Source organism: Kribbella sp. NPDC026611, from assembly GCF_040638345.1.
Classification (GTDB): domain Bacteria; phylum Actinomycetota; class Actinomycetes; order Propionibacteriales; family Kribbellaceae; genus Kribbella.
Genome location: NZ_JBEZYC010000001.1, coordinates 82,409 through 104,488 on the forward strand (window position 1 = coordinate 82,409; position 22,080 = coordinate 104,488).

Genomic DNA, 22,080 nt, shown 5'->3' on the forward strand with positions numbered 1-22,080 from the left:
CGGCCGGCTCAACGGGAGGGGAGGCGTCGGATGAGCACCAAGGACTGGCTCGAGAAGGACTTCTACAAGGTTCTCGGCGTCGCCAAGACCGCCGAGCAGGACGAGATCAAGAAGTCGTACCGGAAGCTGGCGCGCAAGTACCACCCCGACGCCAACACCGGCGATGCGACCGCGGAGGCCAAGTTCAAGGAGGTCTCCGAGGCGTACGACGTGGTCGGCGACCCGAAGAAGCGCAAGGAGTACGACGAGGCGCGCCGGCTGTTCGGCAGCGGCGGCTTCCGGATGCCGGGCGGTAGCGGACAGGGCGGTGGCGGCTTCAACTTCGACGTCGGCGACCTGTTCAACCGGGGCGGCGCCGGCGGCGGTGGCGGTGGCCTCGGCGACATCCTCGGCGGCATGTTCGGCGGCGGTGGCCGGACCACGACCACCACGACGACGGCGCGTCCGCGGCGCGGCCAGGACATCGAGACCGAGGCGACGATCGAGTTCGCCGAGGCCGTCGGTGGGGTCACGGTCGGGCTCCGGATGACCAGCGACGAACCCTGCAAGACCTGCCGCGGTACCGGCGCGAAGTACGGCACGGTGCCGAAGGTCTGCCTGAAGTGCGAGGGCACGGGCATGCAGACCTCGGTCCAGGGCGGCGTGTTCGCCATGACCGAGCCGTGCACCGAGTGCAAGGGTCGCGGCCTGGTCGTCGACCAGCCGTGCGAGACCTGCCACGGCTCCGGCCGCGGCACGTCGAGCAAGACCATGCAGGTCCGGATCCCGGCCGGTGTGCAGGACAACCAGCGGATCCGGCTGAAGGGCAAGGGTGCCTCCGGCGAGCGCGGTGGCCCGGCGGGCGACCTCTACGTCACCGTGCACGTCAAGCCGCACCGGATCTTCGGCCGGCAGGGCGAGCACCTGACGCTGAGCGTCCCGGTGAGCTTCACCGAGGCGGCGCTGGGTGCCGAGATCAAGGTTCCGACCCTGGACGGCCTGCCCGTCACGGTCCGGATCCCGGCCGGTACGGCGAACGGCAGCAAGCTGCGCGTCCGCGGCAAGGGTTCGGTCCGCCGGGACGGGACGAAGGGCGATCTGCTGCTGACGCTCGACGTACAGGTCCCGCACGAGCTGACCGACGAGCAGAAGGCGAAGCTGCAGGAGTTCAGCTCCGCGTCGGACCAGCCTGATCTGCGGGCCGGGTTGTTCGGGAGTTCGTGATGGGCATCCCGTTCAGCCAGGTGCCGACCTGGGACGACCGCACCCCGATCTACGTGATCTCGGTGGCGGCCCAGCTGGCCGGCATGCACCCGCAGACGTTGCGCCAGTACGACCGGCTCGGCCTGGTGGTGCCGAGCCGGGCGTCCGGCCGCGGCCGGCGGTACTCGGCGTACGACGTGGCGAAGCTGCGGTACGTGCAGCATTTGTCACAGGAGGAAGGCGTCAACCTGGCGGGGATTCGGCACATCCTCGCGCTACAGTCGGAGGTGGAGGACCTGCGGAAGCGGGTCAACCAGCTCCTGGCCGAGGTACAGCGTGGTGTCGGCGCCTCGAGGCGCACCACCGCCAGCCGGGTCTTCTCGGCCGGCCCCGCCGGCGACGTGATCGCCATGGGCCGCCAGCAGACCACGACACGCTGGATCCGGACCGCGCCGCTGGAGCTCGGCTCCCGCTGATCCTCCCCGCTCGACCACCACTCCAGAACCACCGGAACGTCCCGACCCACCCCCACGGGGCCTCCGGTTTCCGGTGGAGGCCGTCGTCCCCCCACGACGCCTCCACAGTCGAAGGGCCGCACATCCCCCCAGCGCCCTTCGACCCCCGCAGGGTGGTCCATCCCAGGACCACCCTGCGGCCACTTCTTCCGCCTCGCCCGGGTTGTGCGGACCGATTACGCTGACGACGTGACTCTCAGTCTGCAGACCGACCGGTTGCTGATCCGGGACTGGGTGGAAGACGACGCCGACGCCGCACTGGAGATCTTCGGATCCGCGGACGTGGCGCCCTGGCTGTCCCCGGCCATCGACAAGGTGCCCGACGCCGCCAGCATGCGGCTGATCCTGCAGGCCTGGATCGAGGCCCAGCCGAACTTCGTCGTCCCGGCCGGCCGCTGGGCCGTGACCCGGAACGACACGGGCGAGCTGGTCGGCGCGCTGCTGATCCGCCTGCTCCCGCCGTACGAGGAGGATCTCGAGATCGGCTGGCAGCTGCGGCCCAGCGCCTGGGGCCACGGGTACGCCACCGAGGCCAGCCAGGCGCTGATGCGCTGGGCGTTCAAGGAAGGCCAGGTCGACGAGCTGTTCGCGGTCGCCCGGCCGAACAACCGGCGCGCGATCGCGACCGCGAAACGGCTTGGCATGGAGTGGGTCGGCGAGACCGACAAGTACTACGACCTGAACCTGCAGGTCTACCGGATCCGCGCCTCCGAGTTCACCAGCTGAGTCGTCAGTGCGACCGCACTGAGCAAGTACGCGTTCGCGACCACGGTCTGCCAGGCGTTGTAGTGAAACTCCTGATCGTGGGCGAACGGCAGCCACCAGACGATCCCGGTCACGAACACCCCGGTGATCACCACCGACGCTGTCGTCCGCCAGGACAGCAGCGCGGCCCGGTGCGACCACATCACTGCCAGCGCGGGCACGATCCACACCCAGTGCCCGGTCCAGGAGATCGGTGAGACCAGCAGCCCGGTGAGTGCGGTCGCGACGACCGCCTCGAAGGGCAGCCCCCGGTCGTACAACCGCCGGGCGAGGACCAGCCCGGCAATGCCCACGATGATTGCTGCCAGCAACCACAGTGGTACGGTCGCGGCCGATCCCTGGGTCAGCCTCGCGATCATGCCGTGCAGCGACTGGTTGCTGATGTAGTGCGCCGGCCCTGGCCGATCGGGGTCGAAGACGTACTTCGTCCAGAATTCCGTCGTGGCGTCTGGCATCACCAGATAGGCGAGCACCATCGTGGCCATCGTCGTACCGGCCGCGACCACCGCCTCGCGGAAACGCCTGGTGACCAGCAGGAACAGGATGAAGATGCCCGGGGTGAGCTTGATGCCGGTGGCAATCCCGACCAGGACGCCCCGGAACCGGCGCGGCATCGGGCCGACCAGGTCCAGCATCAGCAACGCGAGCAGGACCAGGTTGATCTGACCGAGCCCGAAGGTCGACCACACGGGCTCGAAGGCCAATGCGGCGAACGCGATCACCAGCGCGGCGATCGGGCCCCACCGCAAGGCCTTCGCCGTGGTCCAGCCGATCACCAGTAGCGCCGCCGCCGAGGCCAGCGTGATCGCGAACCGGGCGAACGTCAGCCCGACCGCCAGCGGCGCGAACACCAGCGCCGCGAACGGCGGGTAGGTGAACCCGAGTCCCATCCCCGGGAACTTGTGGTGCGCCGTGTAGATGTCGTCGCCGTCGACGAGCCCGCGGGCCGCGGCGAAGTACACCCTGAGGTCACCCATGGTCGCGTTCCACGGGTGCCAGACCAGCAGACAGAGCACCGGCAACATCGTTGCCGCCAGCACCAGAATGCCCGCCGGCAGCCGCCGCCGGACCCGGTGCGGAACAAGGTCGATCGTCATGTCTTCGACCCTCGCGGGAACCCTTGGGTCGGCACATCGCCGCTGAGAGCCACCCTGGGTCGCTTCCCCGAGGGGCATCGGAGCAGGCGCAGCCACTCTTTTGAATGATCCCCGTGTCACTCCTGAGAGTGACGGCAGGCGGGGGCGGTTGGTCGCAGAATGGACAGGTGATGGAACGACTGCGGAGCCGGCTCCCGGCGTTCAGCTTGTCCACTCTGCAGTCTGTCGGCGGTTCGCGGATCACCTGGTCCGACGTGGCCATCACTGGCCTGGCCACGGCGCTGACCCAGATCTGGCTGGCCCAGCGGGCCGACCTGTGGGGCCACTCCTCGCTGGTCTTCGTCGGTGCCGTTGCCGTCAGCCCCCTGATCGTGGCGATCCGCCGGCTCAATCCCGGGCCGGCGCTGGTCGGGCTGCTCCTGGCCGGGTACCTGTGGTCATTCCTGTTCGACCAAGCAGCCTGGCCGTTGCTGATCGCTTGCCTGCTCGTTGTGTCGTCGCTGCCGACCCGCTCGGGCAAGATCACCGGTCTTGTCCTCACCATCGCGCTGGCCGGTCTGCCGCCGATCAGTCACTGGTTGGCCTGGCTCCCCGGCTCGCTCGAGGTGGCCTGGAGCTACGTCCAACGCGTGGGGTGGCCAGGGCAGCTTGCAGCCGCGCTGGCGGTCTGGGCTGTCGTCTCCTTGATTCTGCGGCGACGCCGCCAGGGCCGCCGCAGCGCAATCGAGCGTGCGGAGGAGTTGCTCGTCGGTGCGTTCAGCCGGACCGATCCGCTCCTGGTCGACCTGCTGGTCGGGCTGGGACTCAGCTCGGTGGTGTTGATCGAGATCTGGTCGGGCAAGGCGCACGGGAACTGGTGGACCGCGCCGGGCTGGATGCCGTACGTCCTGGTCTGCGCCCCGCTGACTCTCGCGGTACGACGCCGCCGGCCGGCCATCCCCGCGGTCATCCTCGGAATTGCCGCCCTGCTGTCGTACTGGCAGACCGGCAACCTCGGATCGATGCTGTTCGCCCTGGGTTTTGCCCTGTACTCATTGGGCACCGGCCGACCCGCGTTGCGATGGTCGGTGCCGACGGCGGTTCTCCTTCTCGCGGCGTTGCCGATGCTTGCGGACCGGATCCGGTACCCGCAGATGGTCTTGATCTTCCCGCGGATCGACCATCCGGAGCTGGACTCGAATCCCGAGCGGGCCCTGCTCCAGGGGTGGGAGGTCTACTCGCACCTCGTCGATCGGCAGTGGCCGGTCAGCCTGTCGCTCACGCTGTTGATGCCGGTTTGCGCCGGGATCGCCGTCCGGTTGTACGCGCGGAACCGGCAGGCCGCCGCCCGCGAGGCGGAGCTCGAGCGCGTGGCTACCGAGCGCGAGGCCGAGCAGGTCGTCCTCACCGAGCGGTCGTACATCGCGCGCGACCTGCACGACGTGGTCGCGCACGCGGTGAACCTGATGGTGATCCAGGCCGAGACCGGACCCGACCTGATCCGCCGCGGGGATGCCGACGTCCTGGCTGGGTTCCAGCGGATCGGCGACGCCGGACGCCGGGCCCTGAGTGAGCTGGACCGGTTGCTGTCCGCGCTGCGCGACGAGGACGGCATCCCGGACCCGCAGCTCGCGCCCCAGCCTGGCCTGGGGGATCTGCCACAGTTGGTGACGGACGTGTCGGACGGTCACCTGCCGATCGAGCTGGACGTGGCAGGCGACCCTGACGGTCCACCGGAAGGCCAGCAGTTGGCGGCGTACCGCTTGGTGCAGGAGGCGCTGACCAACGTGGTCCGGCATGCCAAGGCGTCGGCTGCGCGAGTGGTGGTCCGGGTGGAGGAGACAGGGGTGCGGGTCGTGGTGACCGACGACGGCAGCGGGTTCGACGTCGCGGCGGCGGCGCGCGGCGGGCGGCACGGACTGGCCGGGATGCGCGAGCGGGTCCGGATCGAGGGCGGCACGCTGGAGATCCGCAGTACGCCGGGAGCCGGTACGACGATCGCCGCCTGGTTCCCGGTCGGGGCGGGCCGATGAACGACCGGCCGATCAAGGTGATGGTCGTCGACGACCAGGACCTGGTCCGGGACGGGATCGCGATGATCCTGGATGGGCAACCCGACATCGAGGTGGTCGCCCAGGCCGTCGACGGCGCCGACGCGGTCCGGCAGGCGGTCGCGATCCTCGACCTCGCCGTCGTGCTGATGGACGTCCGGATGCCGGTGATGGACGGGATCGAGGCGACCAGGCGACTGGCCGGCGGACCGCGCGTCCTGATCCTGACCACCTTCGACCTCGACGAGTACGTGTACGACGCGTTGCGCGCCGGGGCCAGCGGGTTCCTGCTGAAGCGGTCGTCGCGGGACGAGCTGATCAACGCGGTCCGGGTGATCGCCGGCGGCGACGCGCTGCTCGCCCCACCGGTGACGCGGCGGCTGATCGACCGCTTCGCGGAGAGCGGCCCGGACCCCGCGGTCGCAGGCAGCCTGGACGTACTCACCGCCCGCGAGCGGGAGGTCCTCGGCCTCGTCGCCAAGGGCAACTCCAATGCCGAGATCGCCGACGAGCTGCAGCTCACCGAGCACACGGTGAAGACCCACGTCAGCCGGATCCTGGCCAAGTGCAACCTGCGCGACCGGGTCCAGGCGGTGATCCTGGCCTACGAGGCCGGCCTGGTATCAGCCGGCCGCCGTTGACAGCACTGAGCGTCTATCAGAGGTGACGCTGAGTGGCATCACCCCTGAATCATCCCTGGGATTTCCTAAGGTTGAGTGGAATGGACTCAAGTTTGGATAAGTTGTACCCAGTGACTGTTGTTGCTTGAGCTTGAAAGGCTGGAACCAGATGGACGTTCAGCGGTTGACGACGCTGGCCCGGGAAACCCTGTCGGTCGCGATCCGTCAGACCTCCGCGGCGGGCAACCCGACCGTGGAGCCCGTTCACCTGTTGTCGGGACTGCTGGCGCAGCCCGAGGGGACCACGATCGGTCTGCTCGAGGCGGCCGGCGGCGATGTGGATGCGGTCCGCCGGAAGACCGCCGAGCAGCTGAAGCGGCTGCCGAAGGCGAGCGGTGGGAGCGTGCAGGCGCCGAGCCTGTCGCCGAAGACCAGTGACGTGTTGAACCAGGCAGAGCAGCGGGCGCTCGGGCTGGGTGACGAATACGTATCCACCGAGCACCTGCTGATCGCGCTCGCGACTGTCGAGTCGCCGGCCCAGTCCGCGCTCGGCGTGACCGCGGACGCGCTGCTGACGGCGTTCGACCAGATGCGGGGGAACCGACGGATCACCTCTCCGGAGGCCGAAGGCACCACCAAGACGCTGGAGAAGTACGGCGTCGACCTGACCGAGCGCGCCAAGGACGGCAAGCTCGACCCGGTGATCGGCCGCGACTCCGAGATCCGGCGCGTGGTGCAGGTGCTGTCCCGCCGTACCAAGAACAACCCGGTGCTGATCGGTGAGCCCGGCGTCGGCAAGACCGCCGTCGTCGAGGGCCTGGCCCAGCGGATCGTGGCCGGTGACGTGCCCGAGTCGCTACGTGGCCGCCGGCTGATCAGCCTCGACCTCGGTGCGATGGTCGCGGGCGCGAAGTACCGCGGTGAGTTCGAGGAGCGGCTGAAGGCGGTGCTGACCGAGATCAAGGAGTCCGACGGTCAGGTCATCACGTTCATCGACGAGCTGCACACCGTCGTCGGCGCCGGCGCGTCCGGCGAGGGCGCGATGGACGCCGGCAACATGCTGAAGCCGATGCTGGCGCGCGGCGAGCTGCGGATGATCGGCGCCACCACCCTGGACGAGTACCGGACCCGGATCGAGAAGGACCCGGCCCTGGAGCGTCGTTTCCAGCAGGTGTTCGTCGGCGAGCCGTCGGTCGAGGACTCGATCGCGATCCTGCGCGGGCTGAAGGAGCGGTACGAGGCGCACCACAAGGTCGCCATCTCCGACTCGGCCCTGGTCGCCGCGGCCACGCTGTCGCACCGGTACATCTCCGGTCGCCAGCTGCCGGACAAGGCGATCGACCTGGTCGACGAGGCCGCGTCCCGGCTGCGGATGGAGATCGACTCGTCCCCGGTCGAGATCGACTCGCTGCGCCGGACCGTCGACCGGCTGAAGATGGAGGAGCTCGCGCTGTCCCGCGAGGAGGACCCCTCGTCGCAGGAGCGGCTGGAGCGGCTGCGCGCCGACCTCGCCGACCGCGAGGAGGAGCTGCGTGCGCTCGAGGCCCGTTGGGAGCGGGAGAAGTCCGGCCTGAACCGGATCGGTGAGATCAAGGAGCGCATCGACGAGCTCCGCGGTCAGGCCGAGCGGGCGCAGCGCGACGGCGACTTCGAGACCGCGTCCCGGATCCTGTACGGCGACATTCCCGAGCTGACCAAGGAGCTCGAGGCCGCCGACGCCGAAGAGGAGCCCGCCGAGGCCCCCGACGCGATGGTCAACGAGGAGGTCGGCCCGACCGAGATCGCCGAGGTGATCGCGATGTGGACCGGCATCCCGACCGGCCGGCTGCTCGAGGGCGAGACCGGCAAGCTGCTCCGGATGGAGGACGAGCTCGGCCGCCGGCTGATCGGCCAGCGCGAGGCGGTCAAGGCCGTCAGCGACGCCGTCCGCCGGGCGCGGGCGGGGATCTCCGACCCGGACCGGCCGACGGGTTCGTTCCTGTTCCTCGGTCCGACGGGTGTGGGTAAGACCGAGCTGGCGAAGGCGCTGGCGGACTTCCTCTTCGACGACGAGCGGGCGATGGTCCGGATCGACATGTCGGAGTACTCCGAGAAGCACAGCGTGGCCCGGCTCGTCGGTGCCCCGCCCGGCTACGTCGGGTACGAGGAGGGTGGCCAGCTGACCGAGGCGGTCCGCCGCCGGCCGTACTCCGTGATCCTGCTCGACGAGGTGGAGAAGGCGCACCCCGAGGTCTTCGACATCCTGCTGCAGGTGCTGGACGACGGTCGCCTGACCGACGGCCAGGGCCGCACAGTCGACTTCCGCAACGTGATCCTGATCCTGACCAGCAACCTGGGCTCGGCGTACCTGGCCGACATGGCGCTGGACGACAAGGTCAAGCGTGACCAGGTGATGGCCGTGGTGCGGCAGTCGTTCAAGCCGGAGTTCATCAACCGGCTCGACGAGATCGTGCTGTTCGACGCGCTCGGCACCGAGGAGCTGACCCAGATCGTTGCCCTGCAGATCCAGGCCCTGCAGCGCCGCCTGACCGACCGCCGGATCACGCTGGAGGTCGACGAGGGCGCGATGGAGTGGCTGGCGATGACCGGCTACGACCCGGTGTACGGCGCTCGCCCGCTCCGCCGGCTGGTCCAGTCGGCGATCGGCGACGAGCTCGCCCGCGGCCTGCTGAACGGCACGGTCCGCGACGGCGAAACCGTCCACGTCACCCTGAACGAGTCCAAGGACGCGCTCGAGGTGTCCTGAAAGCTGGGGCCCGGTCCGGATGGACCGGGCCCCTTTTCCCGACGGGGCACAAGGAAGCTATAGCTCCTTGCGGAAGAAGTAGTTCGCGTGACCAGGCGGGTAGTCGTGCTTCACGCCGAACTGCTCGTAGCCCGCCCGTCGGTAGAAGCCCGGCGCCTGGAAGTCGAAAGTCGTCACCTCGGACCAACGGCAACCGCGACTGCGGGCCTCGTCCTCGATCGAGCGGAGCAGGGCGCTCCCGATGCCGCGGCTGCGAGCGGTCTCGTCGACCCACATCGTGTCGACGGTGAGCCAGTGCCAGACCCGCTCGACCCGGCCGGCGCAGCCGCCGAGCAGCGTGCCGGCCGGTGTGAGGGCGAAGACCTGGACCGGCTCTGACTTGAGGTTGGCCGGCTCGAACCGCTCGCGGACCACCGCCGACCGGTCCTGGTTGTACTCGACCAGACGGTCGACCAGCTCCTCCTCGAGTCGTTCGTCCACGGCGACCCGCAGCTCGAACCCGTCCACGCGCTCACTGTCGTCCGCGGACCGGTCGCGGGCAACTGCTTTCTCGCTTGGGTGATCTGGGAGGATCGGGTGGGGGCTGGTGGAAGGAACGTCGGAGCGGATGGATGAGCAGCGTGGTGATCGGCGGCCGGGGCCGTACTCCGGTCTGTTCGGTGCGGCGCCGGACACCTACAGCTACCAGGCGACTCCGAAGCAGGTGACTGTCGCGAGCGTCATCTCGCTCGGGCTCGGCGCGATCAGCGTGCTGCTGGCGGTCCTGGCGATGACCTCGGCGGGCCGGCAGATCTCGGACGTGCTGACCGGTTCGCCGGACAACGCCCCGATTGCGGTCGCGGCCGCAGCCGTCTGTGCCGTCCTCTACCTGCTCCCGGCGATCTTCCTGCGCAAACGCCAACCTTGGGCACGCCGGCTCCTGATCGGCGTCGCCGCCCTCGGCATCGCCGGCGGCGTGGTCGCGCTGCCATCGAGCATCCTCGGCCTGGCAATCCACGCCACCCTGCTGGTCCTCATGCTCCAGCACCCCACCAAAATCTGGTTCAACCGCCACTGACCGGCTCAGAGTTTCTGCAGCCGGGTGAGTGCTTCCTGCAGGACTTCTGGTTGTTTGCAGAAGGCCCAGCGGACCAGGGGGCGTCCGGCCGAGGTGTTGTCGTAGAAGACCTGGTGGGGGATTGCTACGACGCCGGCTCGCTCGGGGAGCATGCGGCAGAAGTCGATGCCGTCGTCGTAGCCGAGCGGGCGGATGTCGGTGGTGACGAAGTACGTGCCGGCCGGGCGGTGAACCTCGAAGCCGAGCTCGGCCAAGCCGTCGGACAGCAGGTCGCGGCGGGACTGCAGGTCGGCGCGCAGGGCATCGAAGTAGTCGTTGCCTAAGGCAAGTGCATTGGCGATGGCGGGCTGGAAGGGTGCGCCGGAGGTGAAGGTGAGGAACTGCTTCGCGGTCGTGACGGCCGTGACGACCTCGGGGGAGCCGGTCACCCAGCCGATCTTCCAGCCGGTGACGGCGAAGGTCTTGCCCGCGCTGCTGATCGACACGGTCCGCTCCGCCATCCCGTCGTACGACGCCAATGGGCGGTGCTGCAGGCCGTCGTAGACGAGGTGTTCGTAGACCTCGTCAGTGATGACGACGAGGTCGTGCTCGACGGCGACATCGCGGATCCCGCCGAGCTCCTCGTCGGTCAGGACGGTTCCGGTCGGGTTGTGCGGTGAGTTGATCAGGAGCACCTTGGTCCGCGGCGTGACCGCGGCCCGCAGTTCGTCGAGATCCAGCCGGTACGACGGCGCTCGCAAGGTGACCGGGACGCGCCGGCCGCCGGCGAAGGCGATGCCGGCCGCGTACGAGTCGTAGTACGGCTCGAGGGCGATCACCTCGTCGCCGGGCTCGACGTACGCGAGCAGGGCGGCCGCGACCGCCTCCGTGGCGCCGGTGGTGACCAGGACCTGGGTGTCAGGGGCGTACGAGAAGTCGTAGAACCGCTTCTGGTGATCGGCGATGGCCTGCCGCAGCACGGGGATCCCGCGGCCGGGCGGGTACTGGTTCGCGCCGGCCCGGATCGCCGCGATCGCGTCCTCGAGCACCGAGTCCGGCCCATCGCGGTCCGGGAACCCCTGCCCGAGGTTCACCGACCCGGTGGCCACCGCGAGCGCGGACATCTCGGCGAAGATCGTCGTACCCAGCCCGGTCAACCGCTCGGCGTGTGCGCGCATCAGCCCTCGATCGTTTCGATCATGTGCGACAACCAGGCACGCGCCGTGGTCCGGTCCGCGGCGGTGAAGGCGGCCTCGAGCTCGTTCTCGACCTTGCGGATCGCCGGCGTCGCCTCGTCCAGCTTGCGGGCGCCGGCCGGGGTCAGGTGGACCTGCTGGGTCCGGCGGTCCTTCGGGTTCGGCCGGCGCTCGACCAGGCCGGCGCCCTCCATCCCGGTGATCAGCTCGTTCGCCGACTGCCGCGTCGTCCCGACCACGCGGCCGACATCGGCGATGGTCAGGCCGGGATCCTTCCGGACGCAGAGCAGCGTCCCGTACTGCTGCACCGACAGCCCGTGCTCTTCGAGCGCCTCGGCCAGGGCGGAGCGCATGCTCAGCCAGGCGTGCCGGACGAGAAACGTGACGCAGCCGTCGTCCTGGTAGGGATCCATGCTCCCCATTCTGCCGGGCCGGCTCAGGAAAAGTAGATTGACAGGTTCCTGTCAATCTAGGATGATCGAAATCTCGTCAGGATCCTGACAATCATAGGAGACTTCGTGTCCACGATCCACCCCGTCACCGACGTACGCCGGCAACGCCGCGTGCTCGCGATCCTGGTCGTCTCGGCCGTGCTGATCTGGATCGACTCGACCGTCCTCGGTATCGCCCTCGAACGCCTCGCCGACCCGGTGCACGGGCTCGGCGCCACGCCCGGCCAGCTGCAGTGGGCCCTGGGCATCTACTCGCTGCTCTTCGCCACCGCGCTGTTCCTGGCCGGTGCCCTCGGTGACCGCTACGGCCACCGGACCATCCTCATGCTCGGTCTGCTGATCTTCGGCCTCGCCTCCGCGTGGGCCGCCTGGGCCGGCGGACCGGTCGCCCTCATCCTGGCCCGCGCGCTGATGGGTCTCGGCGGCGCGCTGATCATGCCGCCGTCGATGGCGATCATCGGCTGGGTGTTCCCGCCCGAGCGCCGGGCCGGCGCGATCGCGGTCTGGGGCTCGTCGGCCGGTGTCGGCGTCGCGGTCGGCCCGGTCCTCGGCGGCCTGCTGATCGACCACTTCTGGTGGGGATCGGTGTTCACCATCAACCTGCCGATCGTCGCGTTCGGCCTGGTCGGCGCCGCGCTGGTGCTGCCGAACCCGCGCAGCCCGCAGCGTCGCCGGCTCGACCCGCTCGGTCTCGGCCTGTCCACCCTTGGCCTGCTCGGCGTCTCGTACGGGCTGATCGAAGGCGGTCATCAGGGCGGCTGGGACCGCTGGCAGGTCTGGGCCAGCATCGGCGCGGGGCTCGTCCTGCTCGCGGGCTTCATCTTCTCCGAGTGGCGCGAGGACCAGCCGAGCTTCGACCCACGCCTGTTCCGCAACCGGCGGTTCGCGGCCGGCAACTTCACCCTCGCGATCGTCTTCCTCACCCTCACCGGTCAGAGCTTCTACCTGGCCTTCTACTACCAGGGCGCCCGCGGCATGAGCGCTCTCGCGGCCGGCCTGATGTCGTTGCCGGCCGCAACCGGCGTGATCATCGGCTCCCAGCTCGGCGCCCGGCTCGCGGCGCGCTTCGGTGTCGCCAGGGTCTCGGGCACGGCGGTCCTGGTGCTCGCGGCGTGCTTCGAGCTCAACCTGCTGTACGACGTGAACACCTCGCTCGTCTGGATCGGCATCGTCGGCGGAGCTGTTGGTCTGTCCATCGGTATGACGACCGCACCGACCACGGCTGCGATCATGGCGACCCTGCCGCTGGACCGGATGGGCGCGGGGTCCGCGGTCAACAACGCCCTCCGGCAGGTCGGGAGTGTGCTGGGCGTCGCCGTTCTCGGCACGATCGTGTCGTCGACCTACCAGCACGCGATCGCACCGTCACTGGGTGGCCTGCCGGACGCGGCCGGTACGTCGGCCGAGGCGACCCGGCATGTGGCCGGCACGTTGCACCGGCCGGAGCTTGTGCAGGCGGCGAACGACGCGTTCATCCACGCCATGCATGTCGCGGCCGGTGTCGCCGGCGGGATCGTTCTCGTCGGCGCGATCGTTCTCCTGCTGGCCTTCCGCGAGACTCGCCGGGTCCCGGAAGACCAGCAGGAGAAGGTGCCGGTCGAGATCTAGTTCCAGGGCGACGGCGGTGGTGGCGGTACGACGGTGGGGCGGTCCTCGCACCACGTCGCGCCGGTCCAGCCACCGTCGTTGCCGCCGAGGTCGCGGAACTCGAACTCCGGCGTCCCGGTGAAGTGGAAGGTGCCGCAGTTGTTCACGAACGGCGCCCCGACGTTGCGGGCGTCGACGTTCTCGAAACTGGCGCCGCCGCCGACCCGGGCGTTCACCACGTTGGTGCCGGTGCCGTCGGCCTTGATGTTGCGGACGGCAACATTCGTGATGCCGTAGTCGTCCTTCACCGGCCAGTCGACGACGAACATCATCGCGTTGTACGTCGAGTCCAGGAACGAACTGTCGGTGATCTCGATCCTGCCGGACATCGTCGACTGCAGCGCGTACAGCCAGATCGAGCCGAGCCCGATGTCCCAGTTCAGGTCCCGCGGACCGCCGCGGACCGTGGTGTTGCGGGCAAAGATCAGCTTCCCCTCGAACGGCGTCGCGTTGAACCGGGACCCGGCGTGCAACGTGCTGCCCTCGCGGATCGGGTCCGCGACCAGGTTGTCGGTGACCGCGTTGTCGCGACCGCCGTAGATCGCGATGTCGTTAGCGAGCACCGGCGTCTGGACGGTGTTGTGGTCGTAGCTGTTGTCGTGGTTGACCAGGCCGCCGGGGTTGGCCTCGGACCACATCGCCAGGCCGTCGTCGCCGCTGTTCCGGACGAAGTTGTTGGTGGCCCGGACGTTGGACACGCCAAGGTGCAGGTTGATGCCGTCGGCAACGGCATCGGTGATCACGTTGTTGCGGATCAGCAGGCCGTCCAGCGGGCCGTCCAGCCAGATGCCGACCTTGGTGTGGTGCAGGTAGAGGTTCTCGATCGTCGAGCCGCCGCCGATCGCGCCGCCGACACCGTTCACCTGGTCGGTGTCGATGCGCTCGCGGACGTCGCTCTCGATCGCGAAGTCGGACAGGTGTACGCCGGTGCTGCCGCCGTCGGCGGCGTACCTGCCGTAGAAGCCGGGGGCGCTGTGCACGGACTTGTCCGGCGCCGGCTGGCTCAACGGCAGGACCTTGCCCTTGATGATCGTCCACCAGTTGCCGGCGCCGCGAACCGTCACCTGGTCAACCACGATATGCCGGTTGACCTGGAACGTCCCGGCCGGGATGAACACCGACCAGCCGAGCCTCTTGGCCGCCGCGATCGCGCGCTCGATCGCCGGTGCCGCGTCGTGCCGGCCGGTCGGGTCGGCACCGAACAGCCGCACATCCAGCGAGTGCCTTGGCTGCGGCAGTTTGTGCGTGACCTCGAAGTCGGTGACGTCGAGGACGGTCCAGGCGGCCGGTGTGCTGCGCGGTACGGCGAACCGCACGCGGTCGCCGGCCTTGTACGTGTGGTCGAGCAGCACACGCTGCTCGTCGTAGAAGTGGTTCGGCCGGAACGGCTTCGCCACCGGGTCCGGCTCGGGTTTCCACCAGCCGGGGATCGGGTCGACGTTCGGGTCGTTCGAGAACGGATACATCCCGTAGAGCCAGGCGTACTGCGACGTCAGCGTCATCGTCCGCTGGTGCTTCCCGTTCACGCTGAGGTCCAGCGGAGCGGTGATCCCGCCGCCATCCGGCGCGTCCGGGATGCTGTACCGCAGCGTCAGCGCGTTGGCCGGCTGCGTCAGCGTGAACTCGACGTACTGCGTGGGCAGCAGCCGTACGGCGGTCCGCCCGGAGGCCTCGGCCGGGAGCGTGTACGCGTCCCGTCCCGGACCGATCTTCTCGCCGGTGAAGACGGCGTTCTCCGCCTCCTGCTCGACGAACGGAACCTCGGCACCGCGTCCGGCCACGAGCGCCGGATCCAGCCCCGCGCGGGTGACCCGCGGTAGGAGTTGAGCGGAGGCCTGAGAGGTGAGCAGCGCGCCGAGGACTGCGGTGGTCACGGCGACCGCAGTCAGGCGCAGGGGTGAACGAGACATCGGCGGATCCCCTCCGGACGAATTGTCTGGAGGTTATGCAGCCGACGATCCCAGCGCAAGATCTCGACAGCTCAAAGAAAATTACGAACCATGAAGACGTCGACGGGATCCTCGGACTCGACCACGAACCCGTGCCGCTCGTAGAGCTTCCGAGCCGGGCTGCCCTGCAAGACGTTCAGGCTGAGGGTCGTGCCCGCTGCGTCGGCCTGCTCGAGAACCGATCGGAGGACCGCCGAACCCACACCCCTGCCCTGATGCTGCCGGGCAAGGTAGAAGTGCTCCAGCCAGTGCCGGTCCGCCTCCGGCCGGACGGCGATCGAGCCGGCGAACTCGCCGTCGACCTCGATGATCCGGGTGTTCGCGGCCGAGAATCCGTCGCGCAGCCGCTGCCGGACGCGATGTTCGTCGTACCGGCCGAGGCGTTCCAGGTCTGGTCGCATCACGACCGCGCGGAGGTCGGTGAGGTGTTCGAGATCGTCGGTCGTGGCGGGGCGAAGGGTCCAGGGGGTCATGGCAGGTCTGGTTGCGGGTTGGGGCGGAGGGCTCGGAGCCAGTGTTCGGTTTGGGCTATGTGGGCGGAGGCGGCGGTGGATGCGGCGGCCGGGTTGCGGTCGGCGATGGCGGCGAGGATGGCGCGGTGGCCGCGGTCGCTGGTCTGCTTGATCGCGTCGAAGTCGGCGCCGGGTTCGAAGATCCGGTAGTGGCCGCCGCGGCCGCGGATTACGTCGGTGAGCGCGGTGACGGTCGGGTTGCCGCCCGCGGTACAGATCGCGTTGTGGAACTCGGCGTCCAGGTGCTGGATCTCGGTCGCGTCGGTGGTGGCTTCCAGACGGTCGAGGATGTCGCTCAGCCGGGTCGCGAACTCGGGGTCCTGGCGGGCTGCGGCGGTCGCGGTCGCGTGCGCCTCGAGCACCCGCCGTACCTCGAGCAGCTCGAGCACGCCCTCGAGCGGGATCAGCTCGACCGACAGCGAGAACCGGCCGATGATCGCAGCCGGGTCGAGCGCCGACACGTACGTTCCCGAGCCGTGCCGGGACTCGATCACGCCGAGCGCGGACAACGAGCGGACCGCTTCGCGCAGCGAGCTGCGGGACACCCCGAGGTGGTCGCACAGGTCGGGCTCCGGCGGGAACTTCGCTCCCGGCCCGAGCTCACCCGACGCGATCATCTGCCGCAGGCCGGCCAGGGCCTTGTCCGTGGCTGCCATCCCCACCTCCTCGAGCTGAAGCGTAAGTCCTCAGACCACCCTCGGTCACCTCAGGCTGTCAGGAGCCTGACTGGTCCGAGCGTTTGCGTGATTCATCAGACGTCAACGAGGTTAGGAAGTCGAGCAGGTTCGCCGCCCGCCAGCGCCGCTCGGCGAGGAGTTCGGCCGGCATCCCGCCGGTCACCCACACCGTCGTCATCCCGCGCTGGTGCGGTAGCGCGAGGTTGACCTCCAGGTCGTCGAACATTGCCGCCCGCACCGGGTCGATATCGAACAGCTTCAGGAACGCGTCGAGGCTCTCGGCGTACGGCTTGGGGATCAGCTCGCCGGCCAGGATGTCGAAGACGCCGTCGATGCAGTCGGTCAGCCCGAGCCGCGTCAGCGTCTGCTCGGCGTGGTACGCCGACCCGTTCGTGTACACGTACCGCCGGCCGGGCAGGGCGCGCAGCGCGGTCGCGAGCCGCGGGTTCGGATCGATCGCGGAGTAGTCGATCCGCCGCTCGAAGCCGAGGAACTCGTGCGGGTCGATCCGGCCGGTCACCATCGCCCCGCGCAACGACGTGCCGTACTCCGCGACGAGCGCCGACTGGATCTGGCGAGCGCCGGCGAGGTCGGTCTCGTAGTACTCCGCAATCGTCGACAGGATCCCCTGCGTCAGCTGCGCCGCCATCGCCGAGCCCGCTGGATAGAGCGTGTTGTCGAGATCCAGAACCCAGGTATCGATGTCCGCGAACACGAGCCCAGGGTAGTGACAGACTGGGAGGCGGTACCTACGGAGGACGGAGAACCATGCCGACTGCGCTCGTCACCGGGCCGACTGCCGGGATCGGCCGCGCGTTCGCGGAGAAGCTGGCGCTGGAGGGTTACGACCTGGTGCTGGTGGCGCGGGACGAGGCGCGGCTGAAGGAGGTTGCGGCCGACATCACCCGGCAGCACGGTGTTGAGTGCGAGGTGCTGGCGGCCGACCTGACCGAGCCGGACGCTCTCGCGCGGGTCGAGCAGCGGTTCCAGAGCGGGCCGATCGAGGTCCTGGTGAACAACGCCGGCTTCGGCAACAAGAAGCCGTTCTGGGCCAACCCGGTCGAGGTCGAGGAGAAGCAGCTCGACCTGCTCGTCCGCGTCGTACTGCGCCTCACGCACGCCGCCGTACTGCCGATGATCGAGCGCGGCTCGGGTGCGGTGATCAACGTGTCGTCGGTGTCCGGGTACCTGCAGCGCAACGTCTACAGCGCGCACAAGGCGTGGGTGACGAGCTTCTCCGCCGGGCTAGCTGCCGAGCTGCACTCGAAGGGCGTCGCGGTGATGGCGCTGGCCCCGGGCTTCGTGCACACCGAGTTCCACGACCGGATGGAGATGGACAAGTCGGTCATCCCGTCCTTCCTGTGGCTGAACGCCGAGGACCTGGTCGACGAGGCCTGGCAAGACCTGATGCGCGGCAAGCCGGTATCCGTCCCGAGCCGCCGCTACAAGCTCATCGTCGCCGCCACCCGCTTCATCCCCCGCACGCTGATCACCCGCGTCTCCACCATCGGCCTCGACGGCCGCCGCTCCCGCTGATTCACCGAATCGGCTCGCTCGTCCCTGATGGAAGCAGTTGGAGCGTGGCCGCAACGGCCGTCGGGTGGTCAGTGCCTGCACGTAGCCGGCCCAGTTGCTGCCCAGAAGGACGGTGACCTCGGCAGAAGACACCGCGGCCTGGTGACCACCGATCGTGGTGGTGGCCTCGATCGGTGGCGCCGGTCGGCCGGCTCCGACCTTCGGCAGTTGGTCGACGTCGTCCGGACGGTCGGGATCCGAGCTGCTCAGCGATACGAACGCGTGCTGGCTGCGCGGCGGATCGCCCGCCGACACCGTGACCGCGACGATCCGGGTCGCGCCGGCCGCGACGGCCTTGCCGATCGTGAACGGAATGGTCACCGGAGCCGGCTGGTGGCGCAGGTGGATGCTCTCGGCCACGTGCCGGGCGCGTTCCGGGGTGCCCTGCAAGCCGTCGACGACGACCGTGCCCCAGCCGTCGTCGGCGTACTGCCACGTCATCTCGACCTGGCCTGGAGCCTGCTTGACCAGATAGACGGGCTTGCCTTGGATGTCTTCGAGCCGCTTGCCGTTGGTTCCTCCGGGGTCGATGCCGTGCGCGTACAGCGTGGCGACGGCGTCCCGTCCGAGGCCGGACCCAGTAGCGGGGAGCAGGACGACCGACTGCCAGCGGCGCGCGGTCGCGTACCGGCGCGGGGTGAATCCGGTCGCCGAGCCGACATCGAACGACCTCGACCAAGGGGTGAACGGCGTGAACGTCGTCTGCACCGGACCGACCGGCTCCGTCTTGTCCGGGTGGATCGCGTCCAGCACCACGGGCGTGGTTGACACCGCGGCGACCAGGGCGACAATCGCGGCGCCACCGAGAACGCGGCGACGGCGGACAGTACGGCGGCCATCGTGGATGGCTCGGTCGATGTCGACGCCCGTGGGCTCGTCGGGGGCGTCGCGCAGGGCCTTCAGGAGATCGGAGTAGTCGTCGGCCGGACCCCGAAACCGTTGTGTGAGCTGGGTCACAGCTTCTCGGCGACCTCGGTCAGTACGGCGAGGGTCGCGGTGACCAGGGGGTGGTCGGCGCGGCTCGCGCGGACGGCGGCGTAGACGCGCCTGGTCGGTGCCGGGTCGGGCAGCGGGCGGATGACCGCGAGGGTCGGCTCGGGTACGGCGAGCCGCGGTACCAGCGAGACGCCGGCGCCGGCCGCGACCAGGGCGGCGACCGCTCGGAAATCGTCGGACTCGTGCACGATGCTCGGCTGGAAGCCGGCCTGTTCGCAGGCCAGCAGGACGACGTCGCGGACCGGGTTGCCGGGGGCGGTCATCACCCAGTTGTCGTTGGCAAGCATTTCGAGGTTGATGGTGTCGTGCTCCGCGGCGGGGTGCGCCGGCGGGAGGACAGCGACGAAAGGCTCGGCGTACAAGGGGATCCGGGCCAGGCGCTGGTCGTCGGGTCGGGGTGAACCGCGGTGCTCGACGGCGATCGCGAGGTCGGCGTCGCCGTCGAGGAGCTGCGTGATGCCCTGATGTCCTTCGGCGTCGCGGACGACCAGGCTCAGGCCGGGGCTGGTCTCACGCAGGCGGGTCAGGGCGGGCGCGACGAGCAGCGTGATCGCGGTGGCGAAGGCGGTGACGCGGACCTCGCCGTTGCTGCCGTTGGCGTGCAGGCGCATCGCGTCCTCGGCGCGCTCGACCTCGGTCAGGATGGTGTCGGTGTGGGTGAGGAGCAGGCGGCCGGCGGAGGTGATCGCGACCCGGCGGCCGCGACGTTCGAGCAGCTCCTGGCCGACCTCGGCCTCGAGCGCGGCCAGTTGCTGGGAGACCGCCGAGGGCGTCAGGTGCAGCACCTCGGCGGCCGCGGTCACGGTGCCGTGGTCAGCAAGCGCGCGCAACACTCGCAGGCGTCGTACCTCGATCACGGACCTCAGCTTCGCACACGTCCTTGCTGCGGAACTGGTTCAGGAGGGCGCGGAACAGGTGCCGGCGAGGGCGGTACGGACGGACCGGGGCGTGCGGCTCGGCGGAGTGGGTCTGCTCGTGGATCGCTTTGATCATGGAGAACGGGATGTACTGCACGGTATGGGTTCCTTTCGACTCTTCGACAGTAGGAACCGCGGCCTTGATACGTCCAATGAAAGTTATGCGCTCAGTTGATGTCTGTGGTGCATGATTGGCTGTGTGGAGCTTCGGCAGCTGAGGTCGTTCGTGGTGGTCGCGGAGGAGATGAACGTCGGGCGGGCGGCGGTGCGGCTGCACCTGACCCAGCCGTCGCTGAGTCGGCAGATCGCTGCGTTGGAGCACGATCTTGGGGTGGAGCTGTTCGCCCGGGTGCGGCGGCGATTCGTGCTGACGGCTGCCGGGCGGACGTTTCTGGCCGAGGCTCAGGACCTGTTGCGGCGGTCGGACGAGGCGGTACGCGCGGCGCAGCGGACGCAGCGGGGTGAGTTGGGGACGCTGCGGCTGCGGTTCGTGCAGTCGGCGACCTTCGAGCTGCTGCCGCGAATCCTGGGTGCCTTTCGGCAGGCGTATCCGGAGGTCGTGCTCGACCTGGAGACGTTGACGACGTTGCGACAGGCTGAGGCGCTGCGGGACGGGCGCGCGGATGTGGGCCTGCTTCGGCCGAGCGTCCCGGCGTTGACCACACCTGCTGCGGTCGGTGGGAAGCGTGCGGGTGCTGATCCGGGCGGGACGGCGGTGGTCCGGCTGGCGCCGGCGCTGGCGTCGCGGGTGATCGCCGAGGATGCGGTGGTCGCAGTACTGCCGGCGCGGCACCGGTTGGCGCGGCGGAAGCGGATCCGGCTGGCGGAGCTCGCGGACGAGCCGTTCGTTTTCTACTCGCGGGTGAGCGGACCCGCAGTACACGACACGATCGTCGGCTTCTGCCGCGCGGCCGGCTTCACGCCGCGGATCGAGCAGGAGGCGGCCGACGTCCAGACGATCATCTCGCTGGTCGCGGCGGGCTTGGGCGTCTCTCTCCTGATCAGCCCCACGCCGCCGACGAACCCGGACATGGTCGTGTACCGCGAGCTCTCCGACGACCTGCCGCCGTGGCAACTCCGCGTCGCCTGGTCCCCCGAAAACCGCTCTCCAGTCCTCGCCCGCTTCCTAGAACTCCTCTAGCCCTCGCCGCCGACCCCCGAAAACATTCGAGGGGATATCCCCTGCAGTTGAGTCTTCTCCCCTGGCACACCAGGGGAGAAGACTCAACTAGAGCGGTTATCCCCTCGAAGGCCGTCGGGGCCGGGTGGGCTCGGTCGGGCCGGGCTGGCCGGGCGGGCCGGGTGGGCCGGGTGGGCTCGGGTGGGTGGTCAGCCGAGGGTGTCGGGGTCGCCGCCGGTGCGGACGCCGGTCTCGAGGTCGGCGATGGCGGCCATGTCGTCGTTGTCCAGCCGGAAGTCGAACACCTCGATGTTCTCCCGGATCCGGCTCGCGGTCTTCGACTTCGGGATCACCACGTTGCCGAGCTGCAGATGCCAGCGGATCATCACCTGGGCGGGCGTCTTGCCGTGCTTCTCGCCCAGGGTCTTCAGCGCCGCGTTCTCCAGCAGCTCACCCGAGGCGAGCGGGCTCCACGACTCGGTGACGATGTCGTTCTCCGCGTTGAACGCGCGCAGCTCGTCCTGCGGGAGCGCCGGGTGCAGCTCGATCTGGTTCACCGCCGGCCGGATCGTGGTCTCCTCGAAGATCCGCCGGAGCGCGGGCTCGTGGAAGTTGGACACGCCGATGGCGCGGATCCGCTTGTCGGCGTACAGCTGCTCGAACGCCTTCCAGGTCTCGACGTACTTGTCCTTCTTCAGGCACTGCCAGTGGATCAGGTACAGGTCGACGTACTCGAGGCCGAGCCGCTGCACGCTCGCGTCGAACGCCTTCAGGGTGGACTCGAAGCCCTGGTCGTCGTTCTGCAGCTTGGTGGTGATGAACAGTTCGTCACGCGGGATCCCGGCGGCGGCGATCGCGCGCCCGACGCCGGGTTCGTTGCCGTAGGCAGCCGCCGTGTCGATGTGGCGGTACCCCGCCTCGAACGCCGTCGTGACCACGTCGGCGGCGATCTCGTCCGGGACCTGCCAGACCCCCAGACCCAGCTGCGGGATCTCGACGCCGTTGTCCAGAGTGAGGGAGGGGACTGTGCTCATCTGTCCATTCCACC

The 22,080-nt window shown here is 69.4% G+C and carries 21 protein-coding genes; 11 read left to right on the plus strand and 10 right to left on the minus strand.

What is annotated here, in order from left to right; all coding sequences use genetic code 11:
• The first annotated feature begins 30 nt into the window (after nt 1-30).
• From dnaJ to AB0E69_RS00425, 3 genes are all read left to right on the plus strand, one after another.
• Nucleotides 31-1,203, plus strand: a complete 1,173-nt coding sequence (dnaJ, locus tag AB0E69_RS00415) for a molecular chaperone DnaJ (RefSeq protein ID WP_360137144.1) — start codon at nt 31-33, stop codon at nt 1,201-1,203.
• Nucleotides 1,203-1,658 (plus strand): helix-turn-helix transcriptional regulator, encoded by a 456-nt coding sequence (locus tag AB0E69_RS00420; RefSeq protein ID WP_360137147.1) that lies wholly within the window; start codon nt 1,203-1,205, stop codon nt 1,656-1,658. Before dnaJ ends, AB0E69_RS00420 begins: the two co-directional genes overlap by 1 nt.
• A gap of 228 nt (nt 1,659-1,886) precedes the next feature.
• Nucleotides 1,887-2,423, plus strand: coding sequence for a GNAT family N-acetyltransferase (locus AB0E69_RS00425; RefSeq protein ID WP_360137150.1), 537 nt, complete (start codon nt 1,887-1,889; stop codon nt 2,421-2,423).
• Here the strand turns inward: AB0E69_RS00425 and AB0E69_RS00430 are convergent.
• The gene (locus AB0E69_RS00430) at nt 2,390-3,559 is read right to left on the minus strand and encodes a glycosyltransferase 87 family protein (protein ID WP_360137153.1); all 1,170 of its coding nucleotides are present in this window, start codon (nt 3,557-3,559) and stop codon (nt 2,390-2,392) included. The genes AB0E69_RS00425 and AB0E69_RS00430 overlap by 34 nt on opposite strands.
• Nucleotides 3,560-3,729: 170 nt before the next feature.
• Between AB0E69_RS00430 and AB0E69_RS00435 the strand changes: the two genes are divergently transcribed.
• The 3 genes from AB0E69_RS00435 (at nt 3,730) to clpB (ending at nt 8,955) form a co-directional block, all read left to right on the plus strand.
• Complete coding sequence (locus tag AB0E69_RS00435; RefSeq protein WP_360137156.1) at nt 3,730-5,571, plus strand: sensor histidine kinase; 1,842 nt, start codon at nt 3,730-3,732, stop codon at nt 5,569-5,571.
• Nucleotides 5,568-6,230 (plus strand): response regulator transcription factor, encoded by a 663-nt coding sequence (locus tag AB0E69_RS00440; protein ID WP_360137158.1) that lies wholly within the window; start codon nt 5,568-5,570, stop codon nt 6,228-6,230. The genes AB0E69_RS00435 and AB0E69_RS00440 overlap by 4 nt, the downstream gene beginning before the upstream one ends.
• A gap of 148 nt (nt 6,231-6,378) precedes the next feature.
• The gene (clpB, locus tag AB0E69_RS00445; RefSeq protein WP_360137161.1) at nt 6,379-8,955 is read left to right on the plus strand and encodes an ATP-dependent chaperone ClpB; all 2,577 of its coding nucleotides are present in this window, start codon (nt 6,379-6,381) and stop codon (nt 8,953-8,955) included.
• Nucleotides 8,956-9,012: 57 nt separating this feature from the next.
• On the opposite strand, the gene AB0E69_RS00450 is transcribed toward clpB, so the two are convergent.
• Entirely contained in the window at nt 9,013-9,462 is a 450-nt protein-coding gene (locus AB0E69_RS00450; RefSeq protein ID WP_360137164.1) for a GNAT family N-acetyltransferase, read from the minus strand.
• Nucleotides 9,463-9,562: 100 nt separating this feature from the next.
• On the opposite strand from AB0E69_RS00450, the gene AB0E69_RS00455 reads away from it, so the two are divergent.
• Complete coding sequence (locus tag AB0E69_RS00455) at nt 9,563-10,012, plus strand: hypothetical protein (RefSeq protein WP_360137167.1); 450 nt, start codon at nt 9,563-9,565, stop codon at nt 10,010-10,012.
• Between the two features lie 5 nt (nt 10,013-10,017).
• Here AB0E69_RS00455 and AB0E69_RS00460 read toward each other — a convergent pair whose 3' ends face one another.
• Together AB0E69_RS00460 and AB0E69_RS00465 are read right to left on the minus strand one after the other, a co-directional pair.
• Complete coding sequence (locus AB0E69_RS00460; RefSeq protein WP_360137170.1) at nt 10,018-11,169, minus strand: pyridoxal phosphate-dependent aminotransferase; 1,152 nt, start codon at nt 11,167-11,169, stop codon at nt 10,018-10,020.
• On the minus strand, nt 11,169-11,600 hold the full coding sequence (locus AB0E69_RS00465) for a MarR family transcriptional regulator (RefSeq protein WP_360137173.1): 432 nt from the start codon (nt 11,598-11,600) through the stop codon (nt 11,169-11,171). Before AB0E69_RS00465 ends, AB0E69_RS00460 begins: the two co-directional genes overlap by 1 nt.
• A gap of 105 nt (nt 11,601-11,705) precedes the next feature.
• Between AB0E69_RS00465 and AB0E69_RS00470 the strand changes: the two genes are divergently transcribed.
• Nucleotides 11,706-13,247 carry an MFS transporter gene (locus AB0E69_RS00470; protein ID WP_360137176.1) on the plus strand — a complete coding sequence of 514 codons (1,542 nt, stop codon included), beginning with the start codon at nt 11,706-11,708 and terminating at the stop codon, nt 13,245-13,247.
• Here the strand turns inward: AB0E69_RS00470 and AB0E69_RS00475 are convergent.
• The 4 genes from AB0E69_RS00475 to AB0E69_RS00490 all read right to left on the minus strand — a co-directional run bounded on the left by AB0E69_RS00475 (nt 13,244) and on the right by AB0E69_RS00490 (nt 17,139).
• Nucleotides 13,244-15,196, minus strand: a complete 1,953-nt coding sequence (locus AB0E69_RS00475; RefSeq protein WP_360137179.1) for a glycosyl hydrolase family 28-related protein — start codon at nt 15,194-15,196, stop codon at nt 13,244-13,246. The genes AB0E69_RS00470 and AB0E69_RS00475 overlap by 4 nt on opposite strands.
• A gap of 71 nt (nt 15,197-15,267) precedes the next feature.
• Nucleotides 15,268-15,708 (minus strand): GNAT family N-acetyltransferase, encoded by a 441-nt coding sequence (locus AB0E69_RS00480; RefSeq protein ID WP_360137182.1) that lies wholly within the window; start codon nt 15,706-15,708, stop codon nt 15,268-15,270.
• A complete protein-coding gene (locus AB0E69_RS00485; RefSeq protein ID WP_360137185.1) occupies nt 15,705-16,403 on the minus strand; it encodes an FCD domain-containing protein in 699 nt (232 codons plus the stop codon). Before AB0E69_RS00485 ends, AB0E69_RS00480 begins: the two co-directional genes overlap by 4 nt.
• A 58-nt stretch (nt 16,404-16,461) precedes the next feature.
• A complete protein-coding gene (locus AB0E69_RS00490) occupies nt 16,462-17,139 on the minus strand; it encodes a pyrimidine 5'-nucleotidase (protein ID WP_360137188.1) in 678 nt (225 codons plus the stop codon).
• A 53-nt stretch (nt 17,140-17,192) separates the two neighbouring features.
• On the opposite strand from AB0E69_RS00490, the gene AB0E69_RS00495 reads away from it, so the two are divergent.
• Together AB0E69_RS00495 and AB0E69_RS00500 are read left to right on the plus strand one after the other, a co-directional pair.
• Nucleotides 17,193-17,960 (plus strand): SDR family oxidoreductase, encoded by a 768-nt coding sequence (locus AB0E69_RS00495; RefSeq protein ID WP_360137190.1) that lies wholly within the window; start codon nt 17,193-17,195, stop codon nt 17,958-17,960.
• A 141-nt stretch (nt 17,961-18,101) separates the two neighbouring features.
• Nucleotides 18,102-18,767 (plus strand): hypothetical protein, encoded by a 666-nt coding sequence (locus AB0E69_RS00500; protein WP_360137193.1) that lies wholly within the window; start codon nt 18,102-18,104, stop codon nt 18,765-18,767.
• A 185-nt stretch (nt 18,768-18,952) separates the two neighbouring features.
• Here the strand turns inward: AB0E69_RS00500 and AB0E69_RS00505 are convergent, their stop codons facing one another.
• Nucleotides 18,953-19,852 carry a LysR family transcriptional regulator gene (locus AB0E69_RS00505; RefSeq protein ID WP_360137196.1) on the minus strand — a complete coding sequence of 300 codons (900 nt, stop codon included), beginning with the start codon at nt 19,850-19,852 and terminating at the stop codon, nt 18,953-18,955.
• A 259-nt stretch (nt 19,853-20,111) separates the two neighbouring features.
• On the opposite strand from AB0E69_RS00505, the gene AB0E69_RS00510 reads away from it, so the two are divergent.
• Entirely contained in the window at nt 20,112-21,053 is a 942-nt protein-coding gene (locus AB0E69_RS00510) for a LysR family transcriptional regulator (RefSeq protein WP_360137199.1), read from the plus strand.
• A gap of 188 nt (nt 21,054-21,241) precedes the next feature.
• On the opposite strand, the gene AB0E69_RS00515 is transcribed toward AB0E69_RS00510, so the two are convergent.
• Nucleotides 21,242-22,066, minus strand: coding sequence for an aldo/keto reductase (locus AB0E69_RS00515; RefSeq protein ID WP_360137202.1), 825 nt, complete (start codon nt 22,064-22,066; stop codon nt 21,242-21,244).
• Nucleotides 22,067-22,080: the final 14 nt, after the last annotated feature.